At 41.2% G+C, this 19,293-nt stretch carries 21 protein-coding genes; 6 read left to right on the top strand and 15 right to left on the bottom strand.

The features are described 5' to 3' along the window. Window positions 1-470 precede the first annotated feature (470 nt). Genes lnt through G4420_RS09450 form a run of 3 tightly spaced genes read right to left on the bottom strand, consistent with a single transcriptional unit; the run spans window position 471 to window position 3,738 of the window. Window positions 471-2,057: an apolipoprotein N-acyltransferase gene (gene lnt, locus G4420_RS09460; RefSeq protein ID WP_163323398.1), complete on the bottom strand. Its 1,587-nt coding sequence runs from the start codon at window positions 2,055-2,057 to the stop codon at window positions 471-473. A 14-nt stretch (window positions 2,058-2,071) separates the two neighbouring features. Then, window positions 2,072-2,980, bottom strand: coding sequence for a bifunctional metallophosphatase/5'-nucleotidase (locus G4420_RS09455; RefSeq protein WP_163323397.1), 909 nt, complete (start codon window positions 2,978-2,980; stop codon window positions 2,072-2,074). Beyond that, entirely contained in the window at window positions 2,980-3,738 is a 759-nt protein-coding gene (locus G4420_RS09450) for a 5'-nucleotidase C-terminal domain-containing protein (RefSeq protein ID WP_163323396.1), read from the bottom strand. Before G4420_RS09450 ends, G4420_RS09455 begins: the two co-directional genes overlap by 1 nt. Before the next feature lie 76 nt (window positions 3,739-3,814). On the opposite strand from G4420_RS09450, the gene G4420_RS09445 reads away from it, so the two are divergent. From G4420_RS09445 to G4420_RS09435, 3 genes are all read left to right on the top strand, one after another. Further along, window positions 3,815-4,867 (top strand): N-acetylmuramoyl-L-alanine amidase family protein, encoded by a 1,053-nt coding sequence (locus tag G4420_RS09445; RefSeq protein ID WP_163323395.1) that lies wholly within the window; start codon window positions 3,815-3,817, stop codon window positions 4,865-4,867. A 129-nt stretch (window positions 4,868-4,996) separates the two neighbouring features. After that, entirely contained in the window at window positions 4,997-6,433 is a 1,437-nt protein-coding gene (locus G4420_RS09440; RefSeq protein WP_163323394.1) for a sulfatase-like hydrolase/transferase, read from the top strand. 136 nt (window positions 6,434-6,569) lie between these two features. Beyond that, window positions 6,570-6,941: a thiol-disulfide oxidoreductase DCC family protein gene (locus G4420_RS09435; protein ID WP_163323393.1), complete on the top strand. Its 372-nt coding sequence runs from the start codon at window positions 6,570-6,572 to the stop codon at window positions 6,939-6,941. A gap of 338 nt (window positions 6,942-7,279) precedes the next feature. On the opposite strand, the gene G4420_RS09430 is transcribed toward G4420_RS09435, so the two are convergent. The 8 genes from G4420_RS09430 to G4420_RS09395 all read right to left on the bottom strand — a co-directional run bounded on the left by G4420_RS09430 (window position 7,280) and on the right by G4420_RS09395 (window position 12,800). After that, window positions 7,280-7,819: a DUF4924 family protein gene (locus G4420_RS09430; protein ID WP_163323392.1), complete on the bottom strand. Its 540-nt coding sequence runs from the start codon at window positions 7,817-7,819 to the stop codon at window positions 7,280-7,282. Between the two features lie 103 nt (window positions 7,820-7,922). Further along, on the bottom strand, window positions 7,923-8,300 hold the full coding sequence (locus G4420_RS09425) for an RNA-binding S4 domain-containing protein (protein WP_163323391.1): 378 nt from the start codon (window positions 8,298-8,300) through the stop codon (window positions 7,923-7,925). Further along, window positions 8,301-8,864, bottom strand: a complete 564-nt coding sequence (gene pth, locus G4420_RS09420; RefSeq protein ID WP_163323390.1) for an aminoacyl-tRNA hydrolase — start codon at window positions 8,862-8,864, stop codon at window positions 8,301-8,303. 66 nt (window positions 8,865-8,930) lie between these two features. Beyond that, window positions 8,931-9,572 carry a 50S ribosomal protein L25/general stress protein Ctc gene (locus tag G4420_RS09415; RefSeq protein WP_163323389.1) on the bottom strand — a complete coding sequence of 214 codons (642 nt, stop codon included), beginning with the start codon at window positions 9,570-9,572 and terminating at the stop codon, window positions 8,931-8,933. 117 nt (window positions 9,573-9,689) lie between these two features. After that, window positions 9,690-10,625 carry a ribose-phosphate pyrophosphokinase gene (locus G4420_RS09410; protein ID WP_232302863.1) on the bottom strand — a complete coding sequence of 312 codons (936 nt, stop codon included), beginning with the start codon at window positions 10,623-10,625 and terminating at the stop codon, window positions 9,690-9,692. A gap of 210 nt (window positions 10,626-10,835) precedes the next feature. Beyond that, window positions 10,836-11,432, bottom strand: a complete 597-nt coding sequence (gene yihA, locus G4420_RS09405) for a ribosome biogenesis GTP-binding protein YihA/YsxC (protein ID WP_163323388.1) — start codon at window positions 11,430-11,432, stop codon at window positions 10,836-10,838. A gap of 46 nt (window positions 11,433-11,478) precedes the next feature. Next, window positions 11,479-12,462, bottom strand: coding sequence for a type I phosphomannose isomerase catalytic subunit (locus G4420_RS09400; RefSeq protein ID WP_163323387.1), 984 nt, complete (start codon window positions 12,460-12,462; stop codon window positions 11,479-11,481). A gap of 38 nt (window positions 12,463-12,500) precedes the next feature. Beyond that, window positions 12,501-12,800 carry a Dabb family protein gene (locus G4420_RS09395; protein ID WP_163323386.1) on the bottom strand — a complete coding sequence of 100 codons (300 nt, stop codon included), beginning with the start codon at window positions 12,798-12,800 and terminating at the stop codon, window positions 12,501-12,503. 105 nt (window positions 12,801-12,905) lie between these two features. On the opposite strand from G4420_RS09395, the gene udk reads away from it, so the two are divergent. Further along, the gene (udk, locus tag G4420_RS09390) at window positions 12,906-13,520 is read left to right on the top strand and encodes a uridine kinase (RefSeq protein ID WP_163323385.1); all 615 of its coding nucleotides are present in this window, start codon (window positions 12,906-12,908) and stop codon (window positions 13,518-13,520) included. Next, window positions 13,520-14,242: a 3'-5' exonuclease gene (locus tag G4420_RS09385; protein ID WP_045032708.1), complete on the top strand. Its 723-nt coding sequence runs from the start codon at window positions 13,520-13,522 to the stop codon at window positions 14,240-14,242. The genes udk and G4420_RS09385 overlap by 1 nt, the downstream gene beginning before the upstream one ends. Before the next feature lie 534 nt (window positions 14,243-14,776). Here G4420_RS09385 and smpB read toward each other — a convergent pair. From smpB to G4420_RS09365, 4 genes are all read right to left on the bottom strand, one after another. After that, window positions 14,777-15,238 (bottom strand): SsrA-binding protein SmpB, encoded by a 462-nt coding sequence (gene smpB, locus G4420_RS09380; RefSeq protein ID WP_045032706.1) that lies wholly within the window; start codon window positions 15,236-15,238, stop codon window positions 14,777-14,779. Window positions 15,239-15,254: 16 nt separating this feature from the next. Then, window positions 15,255-15,818, bottom strand: a complete 564-nt coding sequence (locus G4420_RS09375; protein WP_163323384.1) for a Yip1 family protein — start codon at window positions 15,816-15,818, stop codon at window positions 15,255-15,257. A gap of 123 nt (window positions 15,819-15,941) precedes the next feature. Further along, on the bottom strand, window positions 15,942-17,972 hold the full coding sequence (gene uvrB, locus G4420_RS09370) for an excinuclease ABC subunit UvrB (RefSeq protein ID WP_163323383.1): 2,031 nt from the start codon (window positions 17,970-17,972) through the stop codon (window positions 15,942-15,944). Window positions 17,973-18,099: 127 nt separating this feature from the next. Continuing rightward, window positions 18,100-18,699 carry an HAD family hydrolase gene (locus G4420_RS09365; protein WP_163323382.1) on the bottom strand — a complete coding sequence of 200 codons (600 nt, stop codon included), beginning with the start codon at window positions 18,697-18,699 and terminating at the stop codon, window positions 18,100-18,102. 109 nt (window positions 18,700-18,808) lie between these two features. On the opposite strand from G4420_RS09365, the gene G4420_RS09360 reads away from it, so the two are divergent. Then, on the top strand, window positions 18,809-19,228 hold the full coding sequence (locus G4420_RS09360) for a hypothetical protein (RefSeq protein ID WP_163323381.1): 420 nt from the start codon (window positions 18,809-18,811) through the stop codon (window positions 19,226-19,228). Window positions 19,229-19,293 lie beyond the last annotated feature (65 nt).

Genomic DNA, 19,293 nt, shown 5'->3' with positions numbered 1-19,293 from the left:
GAACGGCATTTCCTACGAAATAAAGTGCTATTTTCTAAATTAACTAATCAAAACCGGGCCGAAATCGCCAATTATATATCATAAATATCTAACTGGTAAAGCAACATATATAATACGATGAAAATTTCATAAAAATCGTTACTATTTAATAAACTATCCAACAATACATTAACTTTTCATTCATCAAAATTAACCTCCAAAATTTGCATATACCAAAGCTTACGCCTACATTTGAATTATACAAAACGAGTTCATTGAGAGAGAAAAAATATTTTCCGCATTGATCTATAAATTGGTAAACTCAACAGAAAAAATTGAACCGAGTAAGCTCTTTATGGTTGTAAAAGCAGGCCTTGTAGTCCGTCAGCTGACGGATGAGTCTTCGGACCGGTGGAAGTTTGATCAACCGGGCACTCAAATCCTGTTATACAGGGGTTTTCACAATGGATTAGTGCGGAATTTTTTTGTCCTTACGCGAACCTTCTCACAAACACCAGCAATACCATTAATACACTAATAAACACCGAAGTACGGGCGATAAAATCGCCATGTTCTACATAGAAAGTTAGTGCTTCGTTTTTGTTAACCGATCCGGCAATTGCGGCTTCCTGCCACCAGTTTGTTGCTTGTAAAACATCACCACGCTGGTTGATAAAACACGAGGTTCCTGTATTTGCCGACCGTGCTATGCTGCGTCGCGTTTCAACTGCCCGCAATTGCGAAAACAACAGGTGCTGTTTATAGCCGCGTGAATTTTTCCACCAGCCATCATTGGTGATCACAAAAATAACATCGGCTCCTTTTTTAACGTTATCGGTTACATAATCGCCAAAAACCGATTCGAAACAAATTACCGGAGCTATTACCGCTTTTTCGGCTACCAGGTTTGAAGTTTCATTTTGGCTACCAAGCGATCCGGAAGCACCACCCAAATCGATATAATTGTTTTTCAGAAAGGAGAAATACTTTTGAAAAGGCACCTTCTCAACTCCGGCAACCAATTTCGATTTATGGTAAATCTGGACCTCACCGGCTTTGTTAAAAAGCATTGCCGTGTTGAAGCGGTCGTATGTTACGCCGTTGTTTTGCTGTGCGGTGTAAGTGATATCTTCTTCGTTGTCGTACACTTTGTAGGACGAGACCCCGAACATCATTTCCGTGTTTTCGTACTGTTGAAGAAAACTTTGCAGATGATTTAAAAATGTGTTTGAATCAAGGGTTGCTTCATTCCATAGCTTTTGATGTTCAAACAAGGTTTCCGGGCCAACAATAAAGTCGGTACAATCGTTGGTTACTTCGGCCGCCAAACGCAGGAAATCATCCAGTTTTTGAGTTTCTGCTTCCATATCGAACTTTTCGTTATACGGATCGACGTTGGGCTGGACTATTACAATGTTTATTGGATTTTCGTTCTCCTGGTATGAGGAATACATCCGAAAAGAAATGGTTGACGGAACGATCAACAAAACCAGTAATACAGTTGAACTGGTAATCGTTTTTTTCAGTGGACATTTTAGCTGAATATTCCTCAAAAGCTGAAACAGAAAGAGATTCAACAACAGTATCCATAACGACCCGCCAAAAGTTCCCGTAAATTCATACCACTGAATGATTTTTACAGTATTGGCCAAAACACTTCCCAATTGCAGGCAAGGCCATTCAATGTCCCATTTAAACTGCAGGTATTCGAGTGATATTATAAATACTACCAGCGAAATATAACCCAGCGGCGACGATAATTTTCTTCGAATAGAATGAGCCGCCCACCAAACCAACGACATCAAAAAAGCATTGAAAATCATGGCAGATCCCACTCCTGCCAACGAAACTTTTGTCATCCACCACGAGGCCAAAACATTCCAAATCAGCGCAGCAAGAAACACATGCCCCCACAACGACACGGGCGGAAAACCTTCTTTATATTTGAAAAAGAAATTCTCGAGGTAAAGCAGCGGAATAAACGCAACAAAAAGCACCCACCCCGGAAATCCGAGCCAGGGCAAACTTAACAATGCACCACCACTAACAGAAAGTAATAGCCTGTGAAATCGGTTCATAGGCAAATGAATTTTTATAGCAGATCGGAATAAACAGCTTTTTTATTCCCTTTTGATTTTTCGAAAACAAAATCAACCTTTCCAACCACAAGACCACCCCACCAGGCTTGATTTACAATTACAGGTTGTCCGAGTTTATTCTTTTCTTCCAATGGTTTTTCAAGGTACGAGTGTGTGTGTCCGCCAATAATCAAATCGGTGTACGATGTTTCCGCAGCAAGATTCATGTCGCTTACCTTGTTGTCGCGGTAGCGTAATCCTAAATGCGAAAGACAAATTACCAAATCACACTTCTTGTCATTTTTCAGGAAACTTTCCATTTTCTGTACAACAACCAGCGGATCGTTATAAACTGTTTCTCCGTAATTCTTCTTTCCAACAAGATTTTCCAATTCGATGCCTACACCGTAAATTCCGATTTTTACTCCGTCGCGCTTAAAAATTTTATACTCCGGGAAACTTCCTGATAAAATGGTATCAGAGAAATCGTAATTCGAAGAAATGATCGGGAATTTGGCATTTGGCAGCGGATCTTTTATACCCTGTAAACCGTTATCAAATTCGTGGTTTCCAATTGTACCAGCATCGTAACCGACCTCACTCATCACCTTTAACATCAACTCGCCTTTAAAGTAGTTAAAATAGGGCGTTCCCTGGAACATATCGCCAGCGTCGAGCAACAAGGTATTTGGATTTTTTTGACGCTCAACAGTCGCCAATTTTGCAATTCGTGCTAAACCACCTTTGTTGGCATATCGTTCGTTGGTGCCGGTAAACGGCTCAATGTGGCAGTGAATATCGTTAGTATGTAATATCGATATAGTGGTAAAATCTTCGTGAGCAAATAATTCGTATGGTACCGCTCCTAAAGTAATTCCGGCTGTTCCGGCGGCAACGTTTCTTATAAATCTTCTTCTGTTCATCATTTTATCCTCCCATCCAGCTTCGGGTTAACATGCTGATTTTTACCAGCCAATTCTTCCAGATAATCGATTATCACATCACGTATTTTTTCTCCACTGTTTATAAGCTGCTCATTTTCGGCTAACATTTCAAGTCCATCGCCACCGGCTGCCACATAATCATTTGTTACCAACCAGTAGTTTTCATTAAAGTCCAGTTTCTCTCCTCCTACTTTCACATCAGTGGCTTTATCGTTGGCAATTACCATTTGTGCTCCTCCAACACTCCCTCCTCCATGAACGGCAATATAATTCATAAAAGCCTGCATTTTTTCGCCTTTCAGTTCTAAAAATACCAATTCATTCTCGAAGGGCATTAACTCAAAAATATTTCCAACGGTAATTTCCCCCTTCGGAAGTGTTGACCGTATGCCGCCGTAGTTAAAAAATGACACGGCAGGCGTAAGATTCAGTTGATGATCGTTGGCCACAATGGCACCTTGTTCGAGTAATAAGTCGGCCAAAAAGTTTGTCAGCAAACTTTCAGGCTTGTCTTTAACCAATTCATTTTCAGAGATGGCAAGTACCCGGTTCATATCTTTTTCGAGTATGTTTTTATATGGAGAATAAAGCTTTACAATAGCACTATCCATTGTTCCAACTTCTTCTGAGACAGAAACATTCTCGATTTCATAACTTTTTTGAACAAACTGTGTTTTACACGAAAAAGTGAATAACAGGCAAGTTATTAACAACAGATAGCTGATAGTTTGTCGCATAAATAAATTATAATTTTTTCCGTTAATTCTATTTTAGCATTAAATGTTGTGCAAAGGAAACAAAATAGTAGTGAACATGTTCGGGTTAAACTTACATATTAAATCAGTTACCATAATAATTTTGGTATTATTTTTAGCAATATTTCTGCTTCCCTTAAACAGCTTTTCGCAAACCAAGGAAGTTGTTGCACTAAAAGGCGATGGAATTTACCGTTTGCTAACCAGACACGGCTTATCATCAGCCGAGTATATGGATGACTTTATTACTTTAAACAAAACCAATCTGGGGAAAAATAACACCTTGCTTGCCGGTGTAAAATACAAACTTCCTGATACAGCAAAACTGCCGACAACGCCTGCATCAGGTTCCACACCATCAAAAGGAACTGGAAAAATGGTGCATTACGATATTTTTGGCAGCGAATATGCCGATATTGAGATCTTAAGTAACAATTTAAAAGGAGCAGTGTATTACCTGGTTGGTGGCCATGGAGGCCCTGATCCTGGTGCCGTAGGAAAATATAATGGGAATCTGGTATGTGAAGATGAATATGCTTATGATGTTACTTTGCGACTGGCTCGCCGTCTTATAGAAGAAGGCGCAACAGTTTATATGATTACCCGCGATAAAAACGACGGAATTCGAGATGCAGTTACTCTGAAAGCTGACAAGGATGAAGTTTGTTATCCCAATCTCACTATCCCTCTAAATCATACCCGTCGATTGCGTCAACGCACTGACGCGGTGAATAGTCTGTATAAAAAGCACAAGGGAGCTTTTCAGCGTATGATTGCGGTGCATGTGGATTCAAGGTCCAAAGGCGAGAATATCGATATCTTTTTCTATCACGACAAACGCAGTGAAACCGGTGAAAAAGCATGTAAAATTCTTCGCGACACCATTGAAAAAAAATACCACGAAGTTCAGCCTAATCGCGGTTACACAGGTACAGTATCAACCCGACCTTTATACGTGGTTAAAAATACCTGGCCTACTGCTGTTTTTATTGAACTGGGGAATATGAACCATGAGCGCGATGTAAAACGTCTGGTTATACCCGACAACCGCCAGGCTGTGGCTAACTGGTTAGCCCTGGGATTGATAAAAGATTTTTCTACAAATAAATAAAATGTTAATCGCGAGTGACCGAACCTGGCTGATGGGGCTGAGTCACTAATCACTTAACCTGAATCCCCTTCTTCTGATCTCCGTAGATTCCCAAATATTTTTAAATTTATAGCAGCAAACTAATCAACAATGAAAAACCTAATTTTTGCTGTTACTGCAGTGCTGTTTTTATTTGTCTCCTGCAACGAGACTCCACAAGAAAATAAAAAGCCCAATATCCTGTTCATTTTTGCCGACGACCAAACTTACGAAGGCATTTCAGCCCTGGGCAATCCCGAAGTGATTTCTCCCAACCTGGATAAACTGGCCCATTCGGGTGTAACCTTTACCCATGCCTATAATATGGGTGGCTGGAACGGAGCCATTTGTGTGGCCAGTCGATGTATGCTGAATACCGGACGATTTATATGGCGCGCCAAAGAGTCGGAAAAAAATTACCCCGAAATGAAAGCCAATAATCAGTTCTGGAGTCTTTTAATGCAGAATGCGGGTTACGACACTTATATGACCGGAAAATGGCACGTAAAAATGGCAGCCGACAGTATTTTTCAGCATGTGCGTCATGTGCGCCCCGGTATGCCTCCATCGGTACCCGAAGCTTACAACAGGCCTCAAATGCCGGAAGATACTACCTGGTTACCCTGGCACAAAAAATATGGCGGATATTGGAGCGGAGGGAAACACTGGAGCGAAGTAGTGGCCGACAATGCCATCGATTACCTGAACATGGCCAAACAAAGCGAAAATCCGTTTTTTATGTACTTGGCTTTTAATGCACCGCACGATCCGCGCCAGTCGCCAAAACGATTTGTGGATATGTACCCCCTGGAGAATATTTCTGTGCCAGAAAATTACCTGGAGCTGTACCCTTACAAAGACAGTATCGGTTGTGGCCCCGACCTGCGCGATGAGCGATTGGCACCTTTTCCCCGCACCGAATATTCCATCAAGGTTCATCGCCAGGAGTACTATGCAATTATTACCCACATGGATGAACAGATTGGCCGTATTATCACTCACCTAAAGGAAACCGGGCTGGACAAAAACACCTACATACTTTTTAGTGCCGACCATGGACTTTCAGTAGGGCACCACGGCCTGGTTGGGAAACAAAATATGTACGACCACAGCATGCGTGTTCCGTTAATTGTTGTGGGGCCGGATATTCCTGAAAACGAAAAACGCGACATGCAGGTCTATCTCCAGGATTTAATGGCTACCTCGCTTGATTTGGCCGGTGTTTACAAACCAGGGTACGTGGAGTTTAACAGTTTAATTCCGTTGATCGATAAAAGTGCCAATCAAAGTTCATATCCGGAAATATACGGTGCCTATACAGAATTGCAGCGTATGGTTCGCAGCGATGATTACAAACTAATTGTTTACCCGAATGCAAAAAAAATACTGCTTTTTGAACTGAACAACGATCCGCTGGAAATGAATGACCGGGCTGAGAATGCCGCCTTTAAAACAGTTAAGGACGAACTTATAGTAAAACTTAAAAAACAGATGGAAATGATGGATGATCCGCTGGATTTGCATCCTTATTTTCCGGAATTATTTTAGAAATACCAATATTAATTATTTGGTGACTCCTTGTTTCAACGTATCGTCATTGGCAGAATGCATTTCTAAACATGCTTTGGAAAAGCAGGAACCTTGCCTTTTTCAAACTCTCGGGCAACTTGGTTGTTAAACTCATGTGAAGCAAGATCAAAAAATAATTCTTTTTGACGGGATTTGTAAGCTCTGTAATTCCGCCGTCGATTTCATTATAGAGAAAGCGCAGGAGAACGATTTTAAGCTTCTGGCACTACAATCGGAAGAAGGGCAACAAATTTTAAAGGAGTTTGATTTGCCGCTTGAAATTAACACCGTAGTGCTTATTCAAAAAAATCAGCTATTTTCTGAATCGGATGCAGTACTTGAAATCTGTAAACACCTAAAAGCTCCGTGGAATTGGCTAACTGCGTTTAACCTACTACCTAAAAGCTGGCGCGATAGTTTGTATCGTTTTGTAGCTAATAATCGCTACAAATGGTTTGGAAAAAGAACCAGTTGCCGTACTTTTTAATGCATAAACCCCTTCCCTGCATTTAATATTACCCTGCGAGTATATAAAAAGTAGTGCGAGCTATAAATATTCACGTGCGAGGTAACTTTAATACAGTGCGAGGTACAAATATAAATGAGCGAGTAATAATTATTGCCATGCGAGTATAGCTCGCACCTGTTTATTAGTAGCTCGCATGTGTTTTTTTATTGCTCGCATGCCATTATTAATACCTCGCACGCCTTTAATAATTACTCGCAAGGCATTTTTACCAGCTCGCAGCCCTATTTTTATAGCAGGAGTATCTGAAAATAGAAAGGGATTGAGAACAGTGTTTTGGGGAGTTAAGCAAAATGTTTTTAGAAATCAAAATCACCGTTTTCAAAATCGCGGTATAGTTTCGATAAAACGCCCAACCATTTGCTAATACGTTTTATGGCTTCCAGGGTATCAATCGAAATATCTTTTTGTTGCATTTTAAGCAGCAGAAAACCATATACAGCGGTAATTCCCAAGTCGACATCATTTTTCGCTTCCGGATTTTTCTCTTTCAACTCCGACACCAGCGCCGCAACAGTTTTGTAGGTTTGCACGTACATACCGTCTTTCGAGGTTTCCATCAGCTTTAGATGAAAATCGTTAACATCCGAAACCAGGTTAGTAAGAAATTGGAAATGCCCTTTCTCCCTGATCTGCTCTTTATCCATCATCAGCACCAAATTGGCATACCAATCGGTAATGGCAGCTTTGGTTTTATCATCAGCTTTATAATTGGCTACCAAACGCTCCTCGATAAGCTCCATGTCCAGTTTAAAAGCCCTGATCATGTCTTCAATTTGATACAAATACAAGATGTATTCGGCAATATTCTCTTTTCGTTTTTGTTTTGCTACAAGCATAATTTTGTTTTTTGTTTCGAGCTGCGAGCCGCGAGTTACGAGTATCCAGTATCCAGTATCCAGAATCCAGTATCCAGAATCAGTCCTTCAATCCTTCAATCTCTTACCACTCAAAAAAGTCATCCAAATCGCGGCGGTCTTTTTTGGTTGGTCGCCCGGTGCCTTTTTCGCGAACACTCCAGCGCATGTTTTTTTGTATCTCGAGCAATTCTATTTCCTCGGGTGGCGTAACATCCTCGGCAAAATCAGTAACCAGTTTGGCTCCCATTCTTTTTCCGGTAAGCGCCAACACTTTAAAACTTTTGGTAATTGGCGATTTCCGCACTTTTATTACCTCGCCAACATGCACTTCGCGCGAGGCTTTTATCACTGAATCACCAATTGTTACATGGCCTTTTTTACAGGCTTCGGTAGCCTGACTGCGGGTTTTAAAAATCCGCACGGCCCACAACCATTTATCTATGCGAACTCCTTCAGCCATCTATTTTTTGTTATGGAAATTCATTGTGCGCTCGACACCAAGTGTTCCAAAGCTTTTTATTATTTCAATGGAATCGTCGATTTTAAACGGCAATTCCTTTTGCTCTTCTTTCGACCACTCGCCTAACACGTAGTTTACCTGGTGGCCTTTATGGAAATCGTCGCCAATACCAAAACGTAAACGAGCATAATCGTTTCGTCCCAGCACCTGATTAATGTTTTCGAGCCCATTGTGTCCGCCGGCTCCGCCTTTTGCACGTACTCTGAGCGTGCCAAAGGGCAATGCCAGGTCGTCAACCAGCACAAGCATGTTTTTTATATCTATCTTTTCTTGTTGTAACCAGTAATTTACTGCCCGTCCACTCAGATTCATGTAGGTGGTTGGCTTTAGCAAAATAAACGTTCGGCCTTTGAACTTATATTCAGCCACAAAACCGTAACGCTTATCGCTAAAACTAATATTGGACGCCTCAGCGAGTGCGTCCAATATTTGAAAGCCAATATTATGGCGAGTATTTTTATATTCTGGTCCTATATTACCGAGTCCGGCAATTAAGTATTTCATCTGTTTTTAGTTTTATTTCAGATGATTCGCCTTGCTTAAGCAAGACTCATTTCACTTGAATATAATTTATTCTTCTGAAGATTCCGGTGTTTCAGCTTCTTCAGCTGCCACTTCTTCTTCTTCTTCCTCATCGTCGTCAACCATGGCACCGGCAGCAGATCTTGCAGCCCTTGTAATACCAACACCAACGATAACATTCGATTTAGGATCTAACAGCTCGATTCCTGGAATATTCAGGTCTGCCACTTTAATACTTTGGCCGATATCAAGTTTTGTTACATCAATATTAATGGTATCAGGCAATTTCTCAGCCAAAGCTCTTACGCTCAAACGACGAAGTGTACTGTTTAATTTACCACCTTTTCTTAAACCTTTAGCAAAACCTTCAATTTTTACAGGAATGTTGATTTTTACTGGTTTATCATCTTTGATTTCAAGGAAATCAACGTGAAGCACTAATTCCTCAACCGGGTGCCACTGAATGTCTTGCATAATTGATTTATACACAGTACCATCAATGTCAAGGTCGATAAGGTATACGCTTGGTGTATAAACTAATTGTCTTAACTCGGCAAAAGAAACTGCGAAGTGAATTGGCTGCTCGCCACCATACAATACTGCAGGAGCTTTCTCTTCTGCGCGAAGTTTTTTTGCGTCTTTCTTTCCAAGAGAACTTCTTAATTCTCCTTTAATTACTACTGATTTCATTTTAAATAATTTACGTTAATAAATATGGTACTCAGTCCTCCCTTCCTTTTGGTTGGGCAAACAGCATGCACATCATTAATGCGTCTGCTTATGGAAAAAGCGGTGCAAAAATAGAAATTATTTATAATATAACGAACTTATTGACTGATTTTTATAAACTCTGCGAATGGCTTCACCAAAAGCCTCGGCAGTTGTGATATATTTAATTTTATCACAGCCTGTTTTTGGTTTAATCGAATCGGTAAAATATACTTCTTCCAACTCCGATTTTTCAATTCTTTCCAGGGCCGGTCCCGACAATACTCCGTGTGCTGCAAAAGCGCGAACGCTTCTGGCACCTTTTTTCTTCATCAGGTTGGCAGCTTTGGTAATTGTTCCTGCAGTGTCAATCATGTCGTCAACAATAATTACATCTTTGTTTTCAACATCACCAATAACGGTCATGTTACCCACCTCGTTAGGACGTGCACGTGTTTTGTGACAAATAACGATACCGGTGTTTAACATTTTTGCATAGGTATTGGCACGCTTTGTACCACCCACATCCGGCGACGCGATAACAACATTATCCAGTCCCATTTTTTCGATAAACGGAACAAAAAGCGTTGATGCGTATAAATGATCTACCGGTACATCAAAAAATCCCTGAATCTGGTCGGCATGCAAATCCATAGTAATCAGCCTGTCGATTCCGGAAACGGTAAGCAGGTCGGCAACCAGTTTTGCTCCGATAGAAACCCTTGGTTTGTCTTTACGGTCCTGACGCGCATAACCAAAATATGGTATAACTGCAATTACTTTGTAGGCGCTTGCACGTTTTGCGGCATCAACCATTAACAACAGCTCCAACAGGTTATCGGCAGTTGGTGGTGTTGACTGCACGATAAAAATATGCGAGCCACGAATCGTCTCTTCGTAACAGGGTTCAAATTCGCCGTCGGCAAAAACCGGGCACGACGAATGTCCCAGATCAACGTCCAGACTATCGCAAATTTTTTCAGTTAAATGCCGGGTTGCACGTCCGGTAAAAATTTTCAGTGGGTGAGTTTTCATCTCCATTTATTTAATGATTTTTTGTTTCAACAAATTGTGTTGGAGTAGATATGGCGAGTTGGTTAAACCACATTTCAGAAGTAAAATTCAGCATTACTTTACGTTTCGCCATCTTGATTTCTTTAATAGTAAAGATTTTGCAAAGTTAACAACTTTACGTGTTTCTTAAATAATTGTTAGCTCATATAGTTTGTTCACTTCTACGAAAATCTAGTGGGCTTTATTCAGCTCGTCTATCATCCGTAGAATTTCGTCTTTTCCAACTCCCTTTTCGGCCGAAGAAATAAAATACCCGGGCATTGTTTCCCAAATTTGAAACATCTTTTCTTCGTAAGCTTTTAAGTTGTTTTCCAGCTCCTTAGGTTTCAGTTTATCCGTTTTGGTAAAAACTATATTGAAAGGAATTTCACTAATGCCCAGCCACTCCATAAATTCAAGATCAACTTTTTGCGCCTCATGGCGCGAGTCGATCAACACGAACAGACAATACAAATTTTCACGTTTCAGGATATAATTTTTGAGCATTTTCTCCCATTTCAACCGCTCGGCTTTCGGCACTTGCGCATAGCCATAGCCGGGCAAATCAACCAGGTACCATTCTTTGTTGATAAGGAAATGATTGATCAGGCGCGTTTTCCCGGGTTTACCCGAAATTTTTGCCAACGATCTTTTATTCGTAAGCATATTTATCAGCGATGACTTGCCCACATTCGACCGACCTATAAAAGCATACTCCGGCCGATCGGGTGCCGGACATTTATCGACTGCAGTATTGCTCATCACAAACTGAGCTTCTTTTATCTCCATAAAAGGTGCATTTTTAGAATGATTTCTTAAGGTAAGAAATATTCTGCTATTTGATATAAACCTCGAGGATTTTTACTGATTCGCTTTTGGGTTTCAGTTGCACCGACTCAAGGCTGGCCGGCAAAAGAACGGTCTCTCCCATCGATACTGTTTCTGATCCTTCTTCCGTAACGATTTCAAAATCGCCTTCCATAGTCATGTAAATAACAAACGAATCGAGCTGGTTGTAATCTTTATCCTGCTCTTTATTAAATTCGATAATATTTGTGGTGAAATACGGGCAGCTTACAATTTCTACCGCTTTGTTCTTCTCGGTTTTGTAATCTGTTTTATACTGGCTCGAATACGAAAAATCGATGGCATCCAATGCCAGATCAGTATGTAATTCGCGCTCGTTTCCTTTGTCGTCTTTACGGTTGTAATCGAAAATACGGTAAGTAACATCCGATGTTTGCTGAATTTCGGCCACCAAACAGCCTTTGCCAATAGCATGAACACGACCTGCAGGGATAAAGAAAACATCGCCAACCTTCGCCTCATCGTAATGCAGCAAATCGGTTAATTTACCGGCATTAAAATATTCAAGGTATTTTTCGCGATCAACTACCTGGTTAAATCCGGAGTTGATAAGTGCTCCTTTTTCGGCTCCTGCCACATACCACATTTCAGTTTTTCCGAAGGCATTGTGTCTTTCTTTCGACAGCTTATCATCGGGGTGAACCTGGATAGACAGATCGTCCTGCGCATCGATAAATTTAATGAGCAGCGGAAATTCGTTTCCAAACTTTTCATAAACCTTGTCGCCTACCAAATCTCCCATGTATATTTCAATCAACTCATTCAGGTCGTTGCCGGCCAAAAAGCCATTGCTTACCACCGAAATGTTTCCGTCAACACCCGAGAGCTCCCAGCTTTCGCCACAGTTGGGCATGTCGCCAAAATCTTTATTCAGGATGGTTTTCATTCGGTTTCCACCCCAGATTTTTTCATGAAATATCGGGTTGAATTTTATGGGATACAGATTACTCATAATTCGTACGGATTATCTTTTAAATACTAAAATTTAAATTAAAAGTTGAAGTCAACAGCAGCGCGTGCCTCTGTGGTTTCCACAACGCGTTTTACCACTTTTAAATGCTCGGGATGCACACGGTATACATCCAGATCTTCAACACTTTCGAAATGCGAAATCAAGGCCAAATCGTAACTTTTCGAGTCTAACTCGTAATTTTCGCCAACTTCAATATGCTTCAATTCGGCAATTTTATCTTTTAAACCCAATAGCATTGCTTTTAGTTCCGCAATTACTTCCGTTTTTTCTTCGGCCGGATAATCCTTCAATTTAAAAAGAACGACGTGATTAATCATTGCTGTCTATTTTTTGTAACTTGTACTTTTATGGCTGCGAAAATAGTGTTTTCTTAGCGTTTAATTTTAATCTTCAATTATCATTTAACAAATAAATTGGACAATATGCTGGTAATTGGCATTGCAGGCGGCACCGGTTCGGGAAAAACCACGGTTGTAAAAAAAATTAGCGAGAAGTTCTGCGATAACGAAGTAGCAATACTTTCGCACGACTCGTATTACTACGACAACAGCGATCTTTCGCTGGAAGAACGCCGGCAGAAAAACTTCGACCACCCCGATTCCATTGAGTTCGATTTAATGATTGACCATGTAAAAAAACTAAAACAAGGGTTATCTATTGAAGAGCCGGTGTATTCATTTATCAGCTGCACCCGACAAGAAGAAACAAATATTGTTGAGCCCAAGCAAGTGTTGATAATTGAAGGAATTTTGTGTCTTACAAATGCTGAGTTGCGAGACTTAATGGATATAAAAGTATATGTTGACTGCGACTCGGATGTTCGGCTGGCACGCGTAATACAACGCGATATACAAGAGCGCGGCAGAGACGTGGAACAGGTGCTTAAACGCTACAAAAAAACGGTTCGCCCAAGTCATATTCAGTTTATAGAACCAACAAAACGTTATGCCGATATTATTGTACCACAGGGAGGCAAGAACAAAATTGCCATCCAGATTTTAACCAACCACATACTGCAAACTTTAAACAAAAGCTGATGCTTAAAAACTTAAACATCGAAGAAATTCTTTTTCTCGACATCGAGACTGTTCCGCTGGCACCGGAATATACCGTGCTAAACGAAAAATGGCAACAACTTTGGGAGCGCAAAATGCAGTTCCAGATTAACGATGGCAAACTACCGCACGAGTTATACGAGCGTGCCGGAATTTATGCCGAGTTTGGTAAAATTGCCTGTATTTCGGCCGGTTACGTTGTTCAGAAAAAAGGTGAACCTTATTTTCGTGTGAAATCGTTTTATGATGAGGACGAGAAAAAGCTGATCCAGAATTTCTTTAATGCGCTGGATAGTTTTGCACGCGCCGGTAAACGCCGACTTTGTGCGCACAACGGCCAGGAATTCGATTTCCCCTACATTTCAAGAAGAGCTTTGGTAAATAATTTAACGCTTCCGAAAGTGCTGGACATTGCCGGTGCTAAACCCTGGGAAGTAAAAGATATTTTGATCGACACGCTACAACTCTGGAAATTTGGCGACTATAAACATTACACCTCTTTATCGCTGCTGTGCGAGCTTTTTAATATTCCTACACCAAAAGACGACATCGACGGTAGTCAGGTTGCTAAAGTTTACTGGGAAGAAAAAGATATTGACCGCATTGTAAAATACTGCGAAAAAGACACCATGGCCGTTGCCAACCTGCTGCTAAAATACAAAGGCGATATGATTATTCCTTTTGAGAATTTGGAGAGTGTTTAGGAATGAGTAACTGAGGGATTGAAGGGATTGAAGGGATTGAAGGGATACTGGATGCTGGATAGTCAACGATACTTGATTTCACACACTCGTAGCTAGTGGCTCGCAGTTGAATACTTGATCTTGGATTCTCGATTCTCAATGCAACTCCGTGATTTCTCTGCGAATCTCTGTGGTTTACTTCTCTGAATAAAAGATTGACAAACTGATAAATTGTTGAATTGAAAGTGTACAGTGTGCTGGATGCTTGATCTTGGATTTCGGATACTTGATGATACTCGTAGCTCGCGTCTCGCAGCTGGATTCTCGATTCTCTGTGTAACTCCGTGACTTCTTTGCGAATCTCTGTGGTTTACCTTCCTGAATATAAGATAGACAAACTGACAAATTGTTTGGATACTGGATCCTGGATGATACTAGCAGCTAGCGGCTCGCAGCTGGATACTTGTAACTGCTCTTCTCAACTTTTGCTCCCGACGCTACGGCCGGGATTTCGCTACGCTCAACTTTCTACTTTTTACTTTTGCCTTGAGCCTGCTAAAACTTCATTGCCCTGTCGATATCGCGTTTTGCATCTTTGCTTTTTAATGTTTCGCGCTTATCGTATGTTTTTTTACCACGGGCCAGTGCAATTTCCAGTTTTGCCAGGCCCCGGTCGTTAACAAACAGCTTTGTTGGAACAATGGTAAGTCCCGATTCTTTTACCTTTTTATCGAGCTTTTCAATTTCCTTTTTATTCAGCAATAACTTTCTGTCGCGTTTGGCAATATGATTATTGACGGTACCCAGCTCGTATTCGGCAATATGCAGATTAATCACATACATTTCGCCCCGGATAAGCGTACAGTAGGCATCGGTGAGATTAACTTTCCCGTTGCGGATAGATTTAATCTCGGTTCCAACCAACTTAAGTCCGGCCACAAAACGCTCGATAAGCTCATAATTAAACGAGGCTTTACGGTTCTTTATGCTAATATTTTGTTGTGGCTTATGTGACATATTTCCGGTGATTAAATTAAAAAATCAGTAGCACTTTCGACAAGAAAACACTTAAAAAACTAAATATAAAGAAGTTAACCACAATTGTGATTATTATGTAGCTCTGTTCCTTATTTTCAGGGAAAGTTAGCAACTCTTTTGCTCCAATCCAAAACAGGTAAAAGCTGTAAATTCCAAAAATATCAACCACGTATAAAAACGGGAACAGACCGGTAATTACCGAAACCAAAAGCATCGGTGTCATGGAATAAACAACCAGCTTACGTGCCAGGTCAATATTCTTTTCTCCTCCAAAAGTCTTCATCAGCTCTTTGGTAAAAAACACACTGATAAAGTATTGCAAAACGAAAAGTAAAATTTCGCGCGCTGCCTTTAACAAGGGGAACTGAATAAAAAAGTCGGTGCGTTTAAAAAACTCGCCAATAAAAACCGCGACTGCCCCAGCCAATGCTATTGGCAACAGGTAAGTTAGCCAAAGTTGTTTACTGTCGGCCGTTTCTTTTTGCTCCACCCAAAATCCATTCGGATTTACAAGGATCAGCTTAACGTCACTTATCAATTTTGAAAATGAAAACTCCATTTATCACAATTTTGCGGCAAAAATACACTTTTTTAAAGAACAGACTATTTATGCGGCCTCGGATCACTTTTTCGTCGCGTTAAATTAGCTTAAACGCACAATATCGCCGTCAGCCAAACCTGTCTATTTCTTCTTCCCTTGCTTACGTTCCTGAATCAAGGCCTGTAAAGCAAACATCTCGTCGCGCAAACGGGCTGCTTCAATAAAATCAAGATCCTTAGCTGATGCCTGCATTTGCTTTTTGGTTTTCTCAACCGCTTTTTCCAGCCCTTCAACACTCATATACTGCACCACAGGGTCGGCAGCAATATCGGGCTGTCCCATTCCGCCTTCGTATTCCTGAGTTTTGTCGCTCCGGTATTGGTAACCAATAATTTCGCGGGTTGGTTTTACAATTGCTTTTGGAACAATATTGTTTTCTTCGTTGTACTTCAACTGTTTTTCGCGGCGGTAATTGGTCGAGTCGATAGTCTTTTGCATGGAAGCAGTAATCTTGTCGGCATACATAATTACCATGCCGTTCAGGTTACGCGCTGCACGTCCTGCGGTCTGTGTCAGCGATCTTTCGGAGCGTAAAAAGCCTTCCTTATCCGCATCCAAAATGGCAACCAACGACACTTCCGGCAAGTCCAGTCCTTCCCGCAGCAGGTTAATTCCCACCAGCACATCAAACTCTCCTTTTCGCAGTTGCTCCATTATTTCAATGCGCTCCATGGTATCCACATCGGAGTGAATATAGCGGGTTTTAACGCCCATATTCACCAGGTATTTCGAAAGTTCCTCGGCCATCCTTTTGGTAAGGGTGGTAACCAGCACACGCTCGTTTTTATCGATACGAAGATGAATTTCGTGCAGCAAATCATCAATCTGATTGGTGCTTGGCCGCACATCGATTATCGGATCCAGCAAACCTGTTGGACGAATGATCTGCTCAACCACAACACCTTCGCATTTGGCCAGCTCATAGTCGGCAGGCGTAGCACTTACATACACCACCTGATTGACCAGCTGCTCAAATTCTTCAAATTTCAGCGGGCGGTTATCAATGGCAGCGGGCAAACGAAATCCGTATTCCACAAGGTTTGTTTTCCGTGAATTATCGCCGCCATACATGGCGCGTATTTGCGGAATGGTAACGTGGCTTTCGTCAATTACCACCAGAAAATCATTGGGGAAATAATCCATCAAACAGAAAGGTCTGGTTCCTGGTGCACGCCCGTCGAAATAACGCGAATAGTTTTCCACTCCCGGGCAATACCCCAATTCACGCATCATTTCCATGTCGTATTCGGTACGCTCTAAAATACGTTTTGCTTCCAATGGCTTTCCTATTTCTTTAAAAAACTCGACCTGCTTTACCAAATCATCCTGAATTTGATGAATGGCCGATTTCATGCGGTCTTTTGTGGTAACAAAAATATTGGCCGGATAAATTACAATCTCATCCAGCGTTTCGATTGTAAGCCCGTCTTCAGGATCAAAACTTGCCAGTTCTTCAATTTCATCGCCCCAAAAAGTTATGCGGTAAGCCACATCGGCATATGCCGGAAAAATATCAACGGTATCGCCTTTAACCCTGAAATTTCCCCGTTTAAATTCCACTTCGCTCCGGCTGTACAACGCTTCAACAAAATTGTACAACAAGGCATTTCGCGAAACTTCGTCGCCAACTTTTACCTTTGTTACATTGGCATGAAAATCCTCAGGGTTTCCAATTCCGTACAAACACGAAACCGACGAAACCACCACAACATCGCGTCTTCCCGATAGCAAAGCAGAAGTTGCACTCAATCGTAATTTTTCAATGTCCTCATTAATCGAAAGATCCTTTTCAATATAAGTATCAGTGGTTGGCAAATATGCTTCGGGTTGGTAATAGTCGTAATACGAAACAAAATACTCCACGGCGTTATTTGGGAAAAACTGCTTCATCTCGCTGTATAACTGAGCGGCCAGCGTTTTATTATGGCTCAGCAACAAAGTGGGGCGCTGCACCTCTTTAATAACGTTAGCCATTGTAAAGGTCTTTCCCGAGCCGGTTACCCCAAGCAGGGTTTGAAAACGCTCTCCGTTCTCTATCCCTTCAACAAGTTGTTTTATTGCCTCGGGCTGATCTCCGGTAGGTTTATAATCTGATACTACGTTAAAATCCATTCGACTTTTTAAGTATTATTCCCTCCAAATTTAGTCGTAAAAAAACGACCTGCATATTCTTTCTCCCGATTTTTTGTACACAATTAATCCGGCTGAAGGTTAAATACTTCAGATTAATCCCGATATGTTATGCTTTAAAAACATCGTAATAATCGGTTACCAGTGTGGCCATCATTCCGGCGGCATGCGCGGCTTTCATTCCCGGCTCTCCGTCCTCAAAAACCTGGCAGTCTTCGGGTTTTACGCCCATCTGTTCGGCACATCGTAAGAAAGTCTCAGGGTGCGGTTTTGGGTTTTGTACATCGTTGGCAGAAACCAGTATTTCAATATAATCTTTTAAGCCAATAATCTCAAGCGTCTTCCAGGAGAGACGGGTATAACCTCCGGTTCCAACTGCAATTGGCAACTTTCCGTGGTATTGTTTCACCAGGTCAATTACCGGATCAATTGGTTTAACTTTGTGCATCATACGCTCGTATTCTGCCTCCTTTTCATTCCCCACTTCCTCAGGATCGAGCGAAGAACCATAAACCTCGTTAATTTTAACAATGGTTTCCACCACCGGAACACCTGCCAGTGCCAAAAACATTTTTGCTGAATAATCAATACCATACTTTTTAAGGATCTTCTGGTAAGCAACAAAATGCACAGGCATGGTATCGGCCAGTGTGCCGTCTAAATCGAATATTAAACCTTTGGCTTTCGGATCTATTTCTAATTTTTGCATTGTTTTCCAATTATTTCAGGCGAAAATAAGGTTTTACAACTTGTAAGTACGAAAGGCTTTTTACATTTAAGAAAATTTTTAACCTTTGTTTCCGGTAATTTAATAATCAATGACAGAAGTATTTCTTTACACCTTTCCCCAGTGGATCGTTTTCGCCGCCCTGTTTGGCATAATTTACGGTTGGGTTGAAAACAAAAAAGCGTTCCGTTTAGTTGGCCTTGCAGCGTTTATCGCTTTGGGCTTGTTTTCTGTATATGTTTTTCTGGGCGACTACCTTGCACCTGGACAGTTTTTAACTCCCGAAGAGATAATGCACGAAGAATTAAACGACGAAATTATTAATGAAGCACCCATTGAAGCACAGCTTTTGCCGGCATACCTCAGTTTTATTGGTTCGGCAGTATTGGCACTGGTAGCTTTGTTACTCGACTGGCTGAATAAAAAACAATATCGTTTATTCACGGTACTTGCCGGTTTGGTGGCTTTACTTGGCTTTTTTATCGTAGTTGGAGCCGTGCGGTCGGTTTAGATTGAAGCTACTTTTTCGGCATATCCCAAACATTCCTCAAGCCTGTACTTTCAATATGTTAGCTA

The sequence above is a fragment of the Draconibacterium mangrovi genome, from assembly GCF_010586825.1.
Lineage (GTDB): Bacteria > Bacteroidota > Bacteroidia > Bacteroidales > Prolixibacteraceae > Draconibacterium > Draconibacterium mangrovi.
The sequence above is the reverse complement of the archived record's forward strand: the minus strand, read 5'-3'. Positions and strand labels throughout refer to the sequence as shown.

Excerpts from the sequence above, each read along its gene's own strand:
- lnt (WP_163323398.1), bottom strand. The coding sequence starts at position 2,057 with ATGAACCGATTTCACAGGCTATTACTTTCTGTTAGTGGTGGTGCATTG.
- G4420_RS09455 (WP_163323397.1), bottom strand. The coding sequence starts at position 2,980 with ATGAACAGAAGAAGATTTATAAGAAACGTTGCCGCCGGAACAGCCGGA.
- G4420_RS09450 (WP_163323396.1), bottom strand. The coding sequence starts at position 3,738 with ATGCGACAAACTATCAGCTATCTGTTGTTAATAACTTGCCTGTTATTC.
- G4420_RS09445 (WP_163323395.1), top strand. The coding sequence starts at position 3,815 with ATGTTCGGGTTAAACTTACATATTAAATCAGTTACCATAATAATTTTG.
- G4420_RS09440 (WP_163323394.1), top strand. The coding sequence starts at position 4,997 with ATGAAAAACCTAATTTTTGCTGTTACTGCAGTGCTGTTTTTATTTGTC.
- G4420_RS09430 (WP_163323392.1), bottom strand. The coding sequence starts at position 7,819 with ATGCTTGTAGCAAAACAAAAACGAAAAGAGAATATTGCCGAATACATC.
- G4420_RS09425 (WP_163323391.1), bottom strand. The coding sequence starts at position 8,300 with ATGGCTGAAGGAGTTCGCATAGATAAATGGTTGTGGGCCGTGCGGATT.
- pth (WP_163323390.1), bottom strand. The coding sequence starts at position 8,864 with ATGAAATACTTAATTGCCGGACTCGGTAATATAGGACCAGAATATAAA.
- G4420_RS09415 (WP_163323389.1), bottom strand. The coding sequence starts at position 9,572 with ATGAAATCAGTAGTAATTAAAGGAGAATTAAGAAGTTCTCTTGGAAAG.
- G4420_RS09410 (WP_232302863.1), bottom strand. The coding sequence starts at position 10,625 with ATGAAAACTCACCCACTGAAAATTTTTACCGGACGTGCAACCCGGCAT.
- yihA (WP_163323388.1), bottom strand. The coding sequence starts at position 11,432 with ATGGAGATAAAAGAAGCTCAGTTTGTGATGAGCAATACTGCAGTCGAT.
- G4420_RS09400 (WP_163323387.1), bottom strand. The coding sequence starts at position 12,462 with ATGAGTAATCTGTATCCCATAAAATTCAACCCGATATTTCATGAAAAA.
- G4420_RS09395 (WP_163323386.1), bottom strand. The coding sequence starts at position 12,800 with ATGATTAATCACGTCGTTCTTTTTAAATTGAAGGATTATCCGGCCGAA.
- udk (WP_163323385.1), top strand. The coding sequence starts at position 12,906 with ATGCTGGTAATTGGCATTGCAGGCGGCACCGGTTCGGGAAAAACCACG.
- G4420_RS09385 (WP_045032708.1), top strand. The coding sequence starts at position 13,520 with ATGCTTAAAAACTTAAACATCGAAGAAATTCTTTTTCTCGACATCGAG.
- smpB (WP_045032706.1), bottom strand. The coding sequence starts at position 15,238 with ATGTCACATAAGCCACAACAAAATATTAGCATAAAGAACCGTAAAGCC.
- G4420_RS09375 (WP_163323384.1), bottom strand. The coding sequence starts at position 15,818 with ATGGAGTTTTCATTTTCAAAATTGATAAGTGACGTTAAGCTGATCCTT.
- uvrB (WP_163323383.1), bottom strand. The coding sequence starts at position 17,972 with ATGGATTTTAACGTAGTATCAGATTATAAACCTACCGGAGATCAGCCC.
- G4420_RS09365 (WP_163323382.1), bottom strand. The coding sequence starts at position 18,699 with ATGCAAAAATTAGAAATAGATCCGAAAGCCAAAGGTTTAATATTCGAT.
- G4420_RS09360 (WP_163323381.1), top strand. The coding sequence starts at position 18,809 with ATGACAGAAGTATTTCTTTACACCTTTCCCCAGTGGATCGTTTTCGCC.